Below are 14,063 nucleotides of genomic sequence, written 5' to 3'. Positions count from 1 at the left end.
AAATCATTATAACATGGAATATAGCGTGGTAAAGATTATATAAATGAATAAAAATTTTACCAATTAGTTATAAGGATTACATTTTTTTCAATAAGTCCAAAATGATATAATTAAAATACTATAATTAAGGAGTGGAATTAATGATTAATATAGTCGGTCAAATTATGCTGTATGTTAATAATCAAGATGAGGCTGTGAATTTTTGGAAGGAAAAAGTAGGGTTTAGTGTTATTTCTGAACAAGATAATGGACAAGGTATGAGATGGATTGAAATCGCTCCAACAAATGATGCTGAAACAAGTATTATACTCCATAATAAAGAATTAATTTCTAAAATGCAGCCTGAATTAAATCTTGGTACACCTTCTTTAATGTTCTTTTCAAAAGATCTCGATAAATTATATAACGACTTAACAAATAATAACGTTACTGTTGGAGAAATGGTTAATATGCCTTTCGGTAGAGTTTTTAACTTCGCTGATAGTGAAAATAATTACTTTGCAGTTATGGAAAAAAAGTAATATTAAAAGAAAAGAGAACAGTTATCTAGAACTGTTCTCTTTTCTTTCATTTTGGGAATTATTATTTCATTGAGATCCAAACGCTTTTCACTTCTGTATAGTTGTTTAATGCATATGAGCCCATTTCACGGCCAATTCCGGATTGCTTATACCCGCCGAAAGGTGACGCAGCATCGAATGCATTATAGCAATTCACCCAAACAGTACCAGCACGCAGGCGTCCAGCAATATAATGTGCCTTGGAAACATCCTGCGTCCATACACCAGCAGCCAGACCATATTGGCTATTGTTTGCACGATCAATGAGTTCATCTAAATCCTCATATGGCATGGCCGAGATAACTGGGCCGAAAATCTCTTCTCTTGCAATCGTCATTTCGTCACGAACATCTGCGAAAATTGTCGGCGAAACGAAGTAGCCTTGTTCAAATGGCTTTTCACCACCGATTAACAATTCAGCCCCTTCATTCATCCCTTTTTCGATGTATCCAAGAACGCGATTTTGTTGCTCAATGGATACAAGAGGGCCAATTTCTGTGTCCGAATGTAAACCAGCGCCTTGTTTAATTTTTTCAGCATGGCTGACCATATCGGCTACAACATTATCAAATTGCTTCTTTTGGATAAATACACGTGAACCTGCACAGCAAACCTGACCTTGGTTAAACATAACTCCGTTCAATGCACCAGGAATTGCTTTAGATAGGTCAGCGTCAGGTAAAATAATATTCGGTGACTTACCGCCAAGCTCTAATGTTACACGCTTAAGTGATTTAGAGGCTCTCTCCATAATAAGCTTCCCAACTTCAGTTGAGCCGGTAAAAGCAATTTTATCAACTAGTGGATGATCAACAAGCGGCTGACCAGCAGTTTCTCCAAATCCAGGTACAATATTAATGACACCAGCAGGGAATCCTGCTTCATCCATTAGCTCAGCTAAATATAAAGCCGATAATGGTGTTTGTTCTGCAGGCTTTAACACAATTGTACAACCTGTTGCAAGCGCAGCTCCTAACTTCCACATCGCCATTAAAAGAGGGAAGTTCCACGGAATGATTTGTCCGACCACTCCAACCGCTTCGTGACGAGTATAGTTAAAAAACGGTCCATTTACAGGGATCGTCTGGCCTACGATTTTTGTCGCCCAGCCAGCATAGTAACGCATATGCTCAATGGCAAGTGGGATGTCTGCATTTGTTGTTTCACGAATCGGTTTACCGTTATCCAAGGTTTCTAATTGAGCAAGTTCTTCTCTGTTTTGCTCCATTAAGTCTGCTAATTTATACATCAAACGGCTACGTTCGGCTGTACCCATTTTCGACCAACGACCACTATCAAATGCTTTTCGTGCTGCTTTTACAGCAAGATCAATATCCTCGGGACCAGCTTCATATACTGTAGCAAGCACTTCGCCAGTAGCAGGATTATACGTTTCAAATGTTTTTTGAGAGAGACTTTCAACAAATTGTCCATCAATGTACAGTTTCTTTGTTCCTACTAAGAAATTTTCTACCTTTTCTTTTAAACCGACCGCTAATTGAGTCAATGAACTTCCTCCCTTAACCTTATTATGTAAGACACCTTCATGTAACGCTTGCAAACAATGGTAACGCTTACAAACATTACTTCTATTATTATAAACGAGTAATCAACTGAAATAATGTAATAGTTTTCTAAAAATTGCGACAGTAACTTTCGACAATAACTTTAGTATTCTATTAAATAAATATTGAGAATAATAGAAAAGGGATTACAATAAAGGTGTACCTATAATGAAAGAAGGATCAATATGTGGTTATTGGCAGCAATTATGACAACGGTTTGTTTTGGAACGAATAATGCAATCTTTAAGTGGAGCACGGGTAAGGGATATTCAAAAGTAAATATTCAATTTTTCTTCTATTTTTCAGCTTTTTTATTAACTCTTGCATATGGAGTGATATCAGATTCACTTGATTTGCATCTTTTAACAGTTGTCCTAGGCGCTATTATCGGAGTATTAAATACGAATGGCAACATCCAGATGTCAAAAGCTTTTGAAAAGGGTCCGGCCAGTTTAACCTCGCCTATCATTTCGGCAAATGCGATTTTTCCTGTGCTAAGTGCGGGGCTGATTTTTCATGAAGAGATTTCGACTTTGCAGTGGTCCGGTATTCTACTAATGCTAGTCTCAGCTGTTGTCATTCAGTACATGCCTAGTCAACTCAAGGTTCAAACTCAATATTCTTCGTGGATTTTTCGAATTATTTTAGCTGTTTTATCATTTGGTGTTTTAGGAGTCTTGATGAAATTAACTTCTTATCTCCACATCAGTTCTTTAAATATATTAATTAGCATGTATGGGGGAGGAAGTCTTTACCTATTAATAATGAGACTAAGCAGAAAAGAAAAAACGAGAGTGCCTGAAGTAAAACTGGGAGCTACAGTCGGTATCATAAGCGTTGCAGGATTCAGCTGTTATTTTTTTGCCCTGAAGACAGGTATTGCAAGCATTGTTTTCCCAGTTGTCAGCTTGAATTGTCTTATCGTTGTTTTAGCTGGATATTTTCTTTTTAAAGAAAAACTGCGAATCTATCAGATTTTTGGTGTAGTAACGGCGTTGCTTGGTATTGTTCTTACAAAAATTTAGCATTAGGAGTGAATGAAATGAAACAATGGATTAATAAAGAAATCGACCGATTGAAAGAAGATTTTTACAACATTAGTATTTATATCGGTGAAAATCCAGAGCTTGGGCATGAAGAGTTTAAGGCATGTGCCATTCTGACAGAAGCTTTATGTAAACATGATTTTTCTGTGGAGGTAGGAACATGTAATCTGCCGACAGCCTTTACGGCAACCTTCGATAGCGGTAAAGAAGGTCCAGTTATCGGATTCATGGCTGAGTATGATGCTTTGCCAGAGGTGGGTCATGCATGCGGGCATAATTTAATTGGAACAATGGGGATTGCAGCAGGAATTGGTCTTAGTAAAGTCATTCATGAGACAGGTGGAAAAGTCATTGTTTTTGGTACTCCGGCTGAGGAAACAAAGGGTGGCAAAGTAACAATGGCAGAAGAGGGCATTTTCGACGTTTTGGATGTGGCCATCATGGTCCATCCGTTAGACCGCTATATGAAAAGTGGCACATCTTTAGCGATGGATGCGATTCAGTTTGAGTTTTTTGGAAAGCCAGCCCATGCTGCAGCCAATCCGCATTTAGGAATTAATGCATTAGATGCGGTCCTCCAAACTTTTAATAGCATAAATGCTTTAAGGCAGCATATCACGCCTGATGCAAGGATCCATGGCATTATCCCAGAAGGTGGAAAAGCTGCAAATGTTGTACCTGATTATGCAGTAGCTCAATTTTATGTACGTGCTGGTAAGCGTGACTATTTAAACGAGCTAGTTGAAAAAGTGAAGAAGTGTGCGGAAGGTGCTGCACTGCAAACAGGGGCAACTTTGAAAGTATCCAACTACGAGTTCTCGTATGATGATATGATTACGAATTCCCACTTATCCGAAACATTTACTAGACAGTTAGTTTCACTTGGTGTTGAGGAAACGGAGATCGAAACAGATCGTGATGGTTCTGGCTCTCTGGACATGGGGAATGTCAGTCAGGTAGTTCCTTCCATTCATCCTTATATCAAAATCTGTAATGAAGCTTATGCTTGTCATACTCACGAATTTCGCGAGGCAGCGATGAGTGAGCAAGCGAGGGAAGCGATGATTCTTGGAGCTAAAGCAATGGCATTAACAGGATATGAGGTTTTGACAAACAAAGAGCTTTTGGAACAGATAAAAGAAGAGTTTATTGGACGAAAAGGTATAAGAGTTTAGTCAATATTGCATGACAAAGTGGCCAGTCTTGGAATGAACTGGCCACTTTGCTTTTTATAGAATTCTAGTAAGCTGCGCTTTGCCGTTCAGAAAGTACTTTCTGCTGTTTAGATTGATGCAGTCTGAAACCAATATGATAGACTCCGATGCTAGCAATAGCAATGGCTGCAAGTACGATATACATAATTCTTCCGTTAAATACATCTAATAAAAACCCTCCGAGGATCGGACTCATGAAAATACCTAAAGAAGAAAAGTTCTGTGCACCAAAATAAGTTCCACTCATTCCTTTCGGAGCAATTTCATCAATTAATACATTGGATAAAGGCATAATAACTGTTTCCGCTATACTTAATAAAATTATAGCGATAATTAAGGTAATGATATGATACGAAATAGAAAAACCGAGCAACCCTCCAAGGATGAATAGGACTCCAACAGTTAGAATTTGCTGTGGCTGCTTTTTTTCAAGCCATCTTGTCATCGGTAATTGCATGACAATGACCGATACCGCATTAACACTTAGTAAAATTCCAAATAATTTTGTGCCATTATCAAACTCAGAAACTAAAAATTGTGATAACAAAATGGAAAACTGCCCCCAAGAAATGGCAAGAACTAAACCACCCAATACAAACCAAAATAATACTTTATCCGATTTAAGCATTTTTAAAGATTGTGTAAAGGTAATACGCGAAGGCCTGTTTTCTTGAACCTTTGGCTGAACATGATAAATGGATAGCAGAACAAATATAGTAAAAGTGTAAAAAACATAAATGATTCCGGTAAGAATAAACGGTATGTTCGTCGAGGTTAAACCGAAATAAACGCCAATCAGTGGTCCGACTCCCCACCCGATGTTAACAGCCATATTTAGAAAAGAGAAGACTTTAATCTGCTGCTCTTTCTCTGTTAAGTCCGTTATAAATGCATTAGATACCGTCCGAAAAATCGAAGCTGCAAATCCCCCAGCAATTATACAGGTTGATAGAAGGAAGATTTGATTTGCGAATGCATAGCCAAAATAAACGAGGCTAGATGTTAATAGAGAACCGATGATTAACGATTTTCTTCCTAATAAATCAGAAAATGTCCCTCCCAAAAAGCCCCCAAAGGTCCCTGAAAGTGCTCCTAAGCCAATTAATAGCCCTATCGAAGTAGCATTCAAGTTCGTCTTCTCTGCTAAATAAATGGCGAGAAAAGGTGTGCTCATTGCCAAACCAGTGAAGATTAGTGCTGTTCCTATAATTAGGATAATGACGATAGGATGATAGGTCCTAAAGACATTTAAAAGCCTGTTCATATGTATATCCTCCGATTGTACGTTTCATTGATGTGAAACAGATTGCAATATTCAATTATTATAAACCAATATTAGGTAAAAGACATGAATAAATAAAAAGTAATGATTAGTGGTAAGACCATTATGACTGGTAGAAAAATAAATTCTCAAAAATTTTTCTATATTTGTGAGAACCAATCTACCCACTTTGCGTTTCTAATAAGTGAGATTGAAAAAGGAGGTATCGTTTTGAAGGATAAACTAGAAGGTGATGTTAGAAAAGCGCAGATGGGGGATAAGATTGCTTTTACTCGATTAATAGGGAGTTTAGAATCTTATCTTTATAGGATTTCTACTTCGATTATGGGCTCAGATCAAGAGGGATTAGATGCGACACAAGAGGCTCTTATAAAAGCTTACATTTCTCTTCCTAACCTTAAAGAACCTAAATATTTTAAAACCTGGATTACTCGAATTTTAATTAGAGAATGTGCTCGAATGAAACGGAATCAACGTAAAATCATTTCTATGCAAGAAGTAATTGATAATAAGAATCAGAATAATGTAGACAATCTTGAATTGAAAGAAGCTATTAATGCTTTAGAGGACGAATGCCGGATAGTTATTTTACTTTATTATATTCAAGATCTTCCTCTCAAGGAGGTTGCAGAGATACTAGAACAACCAGAAGGAACCATTAAGTCAAGACTTAGCAGGGCAAGAAAAAAACTGGCAGGGTACTTAGGGAAAGAAAATCATATTGGAGGGATTTTAAATGAACAAATCTAATTTAGATTCCGGTTTTAAATCATTAGCTGAGGAAAATAAAAAGAAGTCAGTACCAGCTTTTTTTAGTGCAGGACTAGAAAAAGCATTGAGTCAACTCCCAGATCAACAAAATTTCATTACTTTGAAAACAACGAATAGTAAAAAAAGGAACTGGCTTTATTCAGCGGCGGCAGTTGGCTTATTATCTACTGGGATCATAGGCTCAGGATTTGCGTCTCCAACTATGGCAGCTGCTCTCTCAAAGGTACCTGGCCTTAATTATATTTTTTCAGCCACTTATGAGGATCTAACACAGGTTGAAGAGAATCCAAATGTTATGTATGGTTCTACCTTTCACTTTGGAAATGAGGATAGTGGACCATACAATCTAGAAGTTGTTGAAACACAAATGTTTAAAGGATATACCGAGGAATTGAAGGAATATATTCAAATGGATATTCCGAAAATAGTTGGTGGTGAAGTTTCGTTTATTAGGGTTGATAAATTTGGTGAAAATCAATATGAAATAACAACTTCCATTAATGTAGAAAATGAACCGATTATCTTTTCTGTTGTACCGAATGCGATTAATCTGCCTCAATTTGATGGATATAGTGTTAATCCTGTCATTAAATCAAATGTAGATATAAATGGAATCAAAGCAGATGTACTATCCTATCAATTTAGTCAAACCGATCAAACCGACGTAACAAACTATATCACTTGGGAACGGAACAGCTATACGATGGTTTTGGCAAGTACAGCATCCATTAAGACACTAACAGATATCGCTTATCAGGTCGATAAAGCGGCACTGGATATAGATGCAGAGAAAGAATAGTGGGGCGTGGGGACAGTGAACCTGTCCCTATGTCCCACCTATTTTCAATTATGCATTTTGCTTGACTTGGTGATGTCCATGTAGGTAAGGAGTGATGGTTTGCTTTTTGAGATGATATAGGATTAAAGTGATTATGCTTAGTCCACATATGGCAAGTAGGACCCAGACAGGCATTTTTTCAAGTGTGAAGCCAAAGATGATAAAACCAAGTGGTGTCATGGCACTTGCGCCTGTTTCTAGAAGGGACATGACTCGACCCCGATATTCATCTGGGGTATTCTTTTGAAGAAGAACCATCATGGGCATATTGACGATCATGATAAAAGTAGATAGCAGGAACACCATGATGACTAAATAGGGAAAGAACACTATGTTAGAAACGTTTGCCATACCAGGGAAGTTAGGGAGTCCGAGTAATATTAACACCGTGGACATCGCAATGAGTCCACCGAATAGAGTCAGTTCTTTTCGCTTTATTTCAGGACGTGTTGATAAAATGATTGATGTGATCAACATACCTACTGAGAAAGTACCTTCTATAATCCCAAGCTGGAACGACTCCATTTTTCTAACGGTTAGGACAAGATAAGGGACGGCGACAGGAAAAACTGCAAACCAAAAATTAAGCCAAATACTAATCAATATTAAATTTTTGATAAATGACTGCTGCTTAACGTAAACAAAACCTAATTTAAGATCGGTAAAAATGGAGTTGCCAGTAGGCTTCGCTTTTTTTTCAGCAAATAGATCGTATTGGATAAAAATACTTGCAAGTCCTGAAATAATAAACGTAATGATGTTAAGAATCATGAATAAACTGATGTCAAATAATCCAAAGAAGACACCGCCAAGAACAGGGCCTAATATAGTGGAACCAGAACCTGCTGCCTGATTTAAAGACATAGCCTTTTGCAGGTGGTCAGGGCCGACCATATTGTAGATCGCAGATGTCACAGCATTGGAGTAAAAGGTATTGAGGATGCTAAGGATGGCGGTTGCTAAGTATAACACCCAAATTTCTGAATAGATAAACGTAAAAACGAAAAAGACAATCGCAAGCCAAATGGAACAAGCAAAATCAGATGTAATAATAATAAGCTTTCGATTGAGGCGGTCACTTAATGTTCCAGCGATTGGAGATAGAAGAATTCGCGGCAAAGCACCCAACAAGAGTGTAATCGCAAAGTTAAGGCTGGACCCCGTTTTATCTAAAATATAGAGTCCAATGGCAAAAGAATATATGGATGACCCTAGAACTGCTGTCATTTTCCCAATTACAAATAATATGAGATTTTTTTGAATGGCATTGGCCATTTAATTTTCCTCCTCTTCGGATAGTTTTTTAAACTGACAAGCGACATGATACGGTGTTCTTTCTTTACCCAAATTGATCGTTTTCTTTAAATACTTCGTTATGAGGACATCCCAATCTGCTTCGAATTCTCTTAATTCTTCATCTGATAGAGAAAGACTGGTGCTTCTTGTGCGTACTAGATTATCAAGCATTGGTTCATTTTCATCCTTAAGCTTAAAATAAGTAGCTTTTGACCGATAGTACTTCTCGATAATCCCTTTGTTTTCTCTTGTTTCTTCAATTTCTAAAATACCGCTTTGAAAGAGCTGCTGAATATGGTAATGGATACTGCCTGCCGTTTTTCCCAGTTCATCTGCTACTTGTTTCGCTGTCATTGGACGCTCATCCAGCAAATAAATAATTTTCACCCTTAACGGATTGGAAATAAGTTTTTGCTGCTCCAAATTGATTTCCATGTAATTCTTTTCATGTTCCATGTTCCATCGCCTTTCCAAATTTATCTAATGATTTAAAATGATTATACGTTCTAATAAATTAGAATGCAATAAATAATTAGATTATATTCTGAATTTGATTAAAATGCCCATTTTTTTTAACATTTTGTTGGTGTCTGATAGGACGAGAAGACAGTAAACCTGTTCCCTCGTCCATGAAAAAAACAAAAAATGCACAGTATTTTTACACTGTGCATTTTAATTCCAATATTCTCTTTTCCCATTTTAAAATGGAAATATTCCTAATAGTAGTGCAACTACAATCATAACAACTGTTGATCCACAGGCCCATTTTAAGACCATGCGTTGCAAATCTCCGAAATCTTCTCCAACCATACCGACTAATAAATATGTTGAAGGTACAAGTGGACTTAATAAATGGACGGGTTGTCCTAATAGTGATGCACGTCCAATCATGGCAGGATCAATTCCGTATACACTAGCAGCCTTAGCAAGCAATGGTAAAACCCCGTAATAGAATGCATCATTTGACATGAAAAATGTAAACGGTGCGCTGATAACCGCGGTAATAATTGCAAAATGTGAACCAAGTCCTTCTGGTATGTGAGTTATCATAGAATTGGCCATTGCATCCACCATTTCCGTACCTGAAAGAATACCAGTAAAGACTCCTGCGGCAAAAACCATAGATACAACAGATAACGCATTATCTGCATAGTGAGCAATCCGTGCTTTTTGATCGCTTAACTTTGGATAATTTATCGTAATAGCAATTGCAAACCCAATCATAAACAATACTGTGGTCGGTAGAACTTCTTTGATTAAAGAAACTAAAAGAAGAATGGTTAATAAATAGTTTATTATAATTAACTTAGGGCGTTTAAGTTCTACATCCCCTGATGAAGTTGTTGCTTTGGCAATTGTACTGTAATCGATTTCTAGAACACCTATTCTTTTCCGTTCTTTTCTTCCAAGGCAGTAGGCCATGAACAATACAAACAATATTCCTCCAACCATACTTGGGATAACTGGAGTAAAGATATCTGACATTTCAAGATGCAATGCTGTCATTGCTCTAGCCGTAGGTCCTCCCCAAGGAAGAAGATTCATAACACCTGAAGATGAAACAGCAATTCCTGCTAAAATCAATGGTTTCATTCCAATTCTTTTATACAAAGGAAGCATGGCTGAAATGGTAATCATATATGTGGTTGTTCCATCACCATCTAGTGAAATCAATAAGGCAAGGACAGCGGTTCCAATGGCAATTTTTACAGGGTCTCCTTTTACAATTTTCAAGATCGTTGTAATGATAGGATCAAATACTCCAGCATCAATCATTATCCCGAAAAAGAGAATAGCGAAAAGAATCATGATCCCTGTAGGGGCTACGCTTTTTATTCCGTCGAGCGCCATAGGGCCCATTTCTTTTCCAAATCCGCCTATTAATGCAAAAATTATAGGAATCACTATTAATGCAATCATAGCCGGAAGGCGTTTTGTCATAATTAAAACCATAAATACAATGATCATTAAAAATCCTAATGTTGCCAACAATGTTCTCACCCCTTTTGTTAGTAATTCAAATATACTGAAAATACCAACGAGTGAAAACGTTTTCAAAATAATGTTATTATCGTAAATTAAATATATTTAGTACATTAAGTTCATAGAATAATCCTGTTTGAAAAACTCTTTCGGAGAGGGGAGTGTTATGTCATCCCCACTACACCGGATAATACTTCCTTTCTGGCCTGCCAACAATGCCATAAACAACTTCCGTCCTTACTTCTTTGATTGATGAGAGATATTCCAAATATCTGCGAGCGGTAATCCGTGAAGCTCCAATTTCCTTCCCGACTTCTTCGGCAGAATAACCTTCTTTACTAAGATGGAGAACAGCCTTCACTTTTCCCAAAGTGATTTCATCAATTCCTTTTGGTAATAAAGTATTCTTGCTTATGCTTTCATCCTTACTTTTACCGAATAATAGATCTACATAATTCTGATTTACCTCTTGATTGGATGATAGAAGGGAGTGCTTTTTAATAAACTCCTGTATGATTTCGTCGAATCTTTCTTTGCTAACGGGTTTAATCAAATAGTTTTCTACACCATAGCTTAAGGCCTTTTCAATAAAAGCTTTATCCGTTGCTGCAGTTATCATGATAATACTAACCTTTGGAAAACTTTCTCGTATAATTGGAAGCAGCTCAGATCCTAGTATATCTGGCATATATACATCCAGTAGGAGTAAATCAACTTTTTCCTCTCTTAACAATTGAAGAATTTGAGTACCATTTAATGCTTTACCAACTACATCAATTTCTTTAAATCTAATTAAAAACTTTTCATGAATATCGGCTATTCGGAAGTCGTCTTCCGCGATGGCTACTTTAATTCGATTCAAGTTTTAAAGCCCCCCTATGTAATTCTTTGGTAGATACACCGTAAAGACTGTTCCACTTTCAGGAGAACTATGAACCTCGATGATCCCCTTCATTTCAAGCGCAGCCTCTTCAGCATTTGGTAAGCCATATCCTCTAGGCTCAACACCACTTTTAGAAGAAAAGCCCCTGTCAAAGAGAAGTGGAATATCAACATTACTTATTCCCACCCCATTATCTGATATCTCAAAAATGATATCACTTCCGATATCTGTTGCAAAAAATTTGACCGATGGTGATTCTATTCCATAAACGGCTTCAAAAGCGTTATCGATTAGGTTTCCAAGGATAACAATTAAGTTAGAAAGCTTAAAGTGAGATGGCAATGTTTCCAGATAACTGTCTGAAACAATTTCAAACTTAATTTTCTTTTCAGATGCTTTTCCCAATTTTCCTAATAGGATCGCCTGTACTTTCGTATCCTTTATTTGGTTAAAGACAACGGAATTTTGATATTTCAGTACTTGTGTTTCTGTTTGAATCATATCGATAGCTTGGTCATATTCACCGAGTTGAAGCAGACCTAATAAAACGTACAATTTATTTGTATATTCATGTGTCTGGGCGCGTAAATCTTCAGAATATCTTTTGACTTCTGAGATGGTGTTCAGCATTTGCTCAATTTCTGTTTTATCCCGAAAAGAGGCAACAACTCCCCTGATACCATTTTTATCATATAGTGGAGTGCTATTCACAATAACTGTATTATTCTTCCAGACAATTTCTTTATCTGTTAAAGGATTTCCTGAATTTAATACTTCATAAAGATAGGTAGAAGGGAATAGCCCGTCAATTTTCATATGTCTGACTGAGCCTTGAATATGTAAAAGTCTCTTCGCCTGCGGATTCATCATTGTGATGTAGCCTTTTTTATCTATGGCTAGGATTCCTTCTTTTACCGCATGCAGCACAGCGTTTTTTTCTTTATAAAGTGCTGCAATTTCATACGGCTCAAGCCCCATTGTATCCCTGCGGATATTTCTTGCTAATAACATGCTTCCAATAATGGAAACTAGAAGTGCGAAAAGCGAGACAAGTAGCACCTTGAAAACTTTTTTCATTATTAACTGCTGGATATCCTGGAGAAGAAATCCGACAGAAACAATTCCAATAATCTCACCCTGATTGTTAAAGATAGGGGATTTTCCTCTAAGAGATGGACCAAGCGAACCCTTCGCCTCGGATACATAATATTCTCCTTTAGTAAGCGCCTTGTCATTATCTCCGCCTTTCATTTTCTTCCCAATTTTAGAAATGTTAGGATGAGAATATCGTGTGCCATTTCTATCTCCTATTACGACAAATTCGGCACCTGTTTCAATCCGAATCTTTTCAGCGATTGGCTGAATTGTTTTGGAAGGGTCATTCGTTTGAAATGCATCGATGATGTCTGGTATAAATGATACCGTTTTAGATAATTGTAGTGCCATTCTAGCTTGGTTTTCTTCGATTTGTTTGCTTTCCATATAGCTGAAAAATCCTGTTAATAAAAGAATTAATAATAGTCCTAATGAAAGAACTAGCCAGAGTATTTTTGTTTGTAGTGAAACTTTTATGGAACTCAGGGAACATTCCTCCAAGTAGCAAAGCCTTTTTTGCTAAAATAATATAGTTGATAAATATACGACAATGGTTACTGTGACCATACTTAGTAAGGTAGACATCAAAACAACTTGTGCTGCGTATTCAGGATGATTGTTATATTCTAAGGCGAAAAGGGCACTATTTCTTGAAGTTGGAAATGAGCTTGCAATAAATAACGCTTGTGCTGTAATACCATCTAATTTTAAAGTGAAAATAATGATCATCGCTATTATTGGAGATAAGACGAGGCGACCAAGTATACTCAAAACCAATGGCAAGGAAAAGCGATTTATTTTTAGGAAAGCACTTTGAGCACCAAGTGTAACAAGGGCAACCGCAAGAAATGCATTTGAAATATTATCTATAGGAGTCCAAATAAAACCAGGTATGCTTATTGAAAAGGTATGTAGAATCAACCCTAACAAAAAAGCATATATAACAGGGTTTTTAAGGAATTCCTTAATTGCTTTTAGGCTGCTGTTATCTACTGATACAGAATTAAATAATCCATACGTGTAGGTTAAAAGGTTTTGAAATATCATAACCAAAACTTGGATGGAAGAGCCTAAAGGGTTATGTTGAAAAACAAGTTGACTTACAGGTAACCCGAAGTTCCCGGAATTATTTAAAACAATACTGTTTTTAAATGCTGCTGATAAACTACTTTCAAACTTAGCTACTTTCGATATTCCAGAACTCAAGACCATTAAACAAAGACTTTGTATAATCAGGAAACCAATGATATGTAAAAGGGTTCCTCCTCCAATTTTATTTTCGTAAATATTCACAAAGCTTACAGCGGGCATTAATAAAAAGGTATTTAGTTTTGATAAAGTGTTCATATCAAATGTAAATTTCCTATGTAGAAAAGCTCCTACCCCTATTAGTGAAAATACTGGTAAAATAACGTTTAGCAAAATTAGAAATAAAATACTCATAAAAACTCTCCTACTGGCCTTTAATATAATCTTAATTACCCACTAAATTTAGCATCTGCTCATTTGCACTTAGTCATAACCCCTCTA

Annotated in this window: 13 protein-coding genes; 5 read left to right on the top strand and 8 right to left on the bottom strand. The window is 36.7% G+C overall.

The window, feature by feature from the left end; all coding sequences use genetic code 11:
* Nucleotides 1-140: 140 nt before the first annotated feature.
* Nucleotides 141-521, top strand: coding sequence for a VOC family protein (locus ACFSO7_RS12785; protein ID WP_377877715.1), 381 nt, complete (start codon nt 141-143; stop codon nt 519-521).
* Between the two features lie 61 nt (nt 522-582).
* Here ACFSO7_RS12785 and ACFSO7_RS12780 read toward each other — a convergent pair whose 3' ends face one another.
* The gene (locus ACFSO7_RS12780) at nt 583-2,067 is read right to left on the bottom strand and encodes an aldehyde dehydrogenase family protein (RefSeq protein WP_377877714.1); all 1,485 of its coding nucleotides are present in this window, start codon (nt 2,065-2,067) and stop codon (nt 583-585) included.
* A 243-nt stretch (nt 2,068-2,310) separates the two neighbouring features.
* Here ACFSO7_RS12780 and ACFSO7_RS12775 point away from each other — a divergent pair, with 243 nt between their 5' ends.
* Nucleotides 2,311-3,150 (top strand): DMT family transporter, encoded by an 840-nt coding sequence (locus ACFSO7_RS12775; RefSeq protein WP_377877713.1) that lies wholly within the window; start codon nt 2,311-2,313, stop codon nt 3,148-3,150.
* A gap of 17 nt (nt 3,151-3,167) precedes the next feature.
* Complete coding sequence (locus ACFSO7_RS12770; RefSeq protein WP_377877712.1) at nt 3,168-4,346, top strand: M20 family metallopeptidase; 1,179 nt, start codon at nt 3,168-3,170, stop codon at nt 4,344-4,346.
* A 64-nt stretch (nt 4,347-4,410) separates the two neighbouring features.
* Here ACFSO7_RS12770 and ACFSO7_RS12765 read toward each other — a convergent pair whose 3' ends face one another.
* A complete protein-coding gene (locus ACFSO7_RS12765; RefSeq protein ID WP_377877711.1) occupies nt 4,411-5,649 on the bottom strand; it encodes an MFS transporter in 1,239 nt (412 codons plus the stop codon).
* A gap of 228 nt (nt 5,650-5,877) precedes the next feature.
* Here ACFSO7_RS12765 and ACFSO7_RS12760 point away from each other — a divergent pair, with 228 nt between their 5' ends.
* Entirely contained in the window at nt 5,878-6,417 is a 540-nt protein-coding gene (locus tag ACFSO7_RS12760) for a sigma-70 family RNA polymerase sigma factor (protein ID WP_377877710.1), read from the top strand.
* Complete coding sequence (locus ACFSO7_RS12755; RefSeq protein ID WP_377877709.1) at nt 6,404-7,237, top strand: DUF4179 domain-containing protein; 834 nt, start codon at nt 6,404-6,406, stop codon at nt 7,235-7,237. The genes ACFSO7_RS12760 and ACFSO7_RS12755 overlap by 14 nt, the downstream gene beginning before the upstream one ends.
* A 48-nt stretch (nt 7,238-7,285) precedes the next feature.
* Here the strand turns inward: ACFSO7_RS12755 and ACFSO7_RS12750 are convergent, their stop codons facing one another.
* The 6 genes from ACFSO7_RS12750 to ACFSO7_RS12725 form a co-directional block, all read right to left on the bottom strand.
* Nucleotides 7,286-8,551, bottom strand: coding sequence for an MFS transporter (locus tag ACFSO7_RS12750; protein ID WP_377877708.1), 1,266 nt, complete (start codon nt 8,549-8,551; stop codon nt 7,286-7,288).
* Nucleotides 8,552-9,028, bottom strand: coding sequence for an ArsR/SmtB family transcription factor (locus ACFSO7_RS12745; protein WP_377877707.1), 477 nt, complete (start codon nt 9,026-9,028; stop codon nt 8,552-8,554).
* Between the two features lie 243 nt (nt 9,029-9,271).
* On the bottom strand, nt 9,272-10,564 hold the full coding sequence (locus ACFSO7_RS12740) for a CitMHS family transporter (RefSeq protein ID WP_377877706.1): 1,293 nt from the start codon (nt 10,562-10,564) through the stop codon (nt 9,272-9,274).
* Nucleotides 10,565-10,733: 169 nt separating this feature from the next.
* Nucleotides 10,734-11,417 carry a response regulator gene (locus ACFSO7_RS12735; protein ID WP_377877705.1) on the bottom strand — a complete coding sequence of 228 codons (684 nt, stop codon included), beginning with the start codon at nt 11,415-11,417 and terminating at the stop codon, nt 10,734-10,736.
* 3 nt (nt 11,418-11,420) lie between these two features.
* The gene (locus tag ACFSO7_RS12730; RefSeq protein WP_377878005.1) at nt 11,421-13,019 is read right to left on the bottom strand and encodes an ATP-binding protein; all 1,599 of its coding nucleotides are present in this window, start codon (nt 13,017-13,019) and stop codon (nt 11,421-11,423) included.
* A 33-nt stretch (nt 13,020-13,052) separates the two neighbouring features.
* Nucleotides 13,053-13,976, bottom strand: a complete 924-nt coding sequence (locus ACFSO7_RS12725) for an AEC family transporter (protein WP_377877704.1) — start codon at nt 13,974-13,976, stop codon at nt 13,053-13,055.
* Nucleotides 13,977-14,063 lie beyond the last annotated feature (87 nt).

It is taken from the genome of Bacillus sp. CGMCC 1.16607 (assembly GCF_042683745.1).
Lineage (GTDB): Bacteria > Bacillota > Bacilli > Bacillales > Cytobacillaceae > Pseudoneobacillus.
This window is presented reverse-complemented; position numbering and strand designations above follow the sequence as displayed.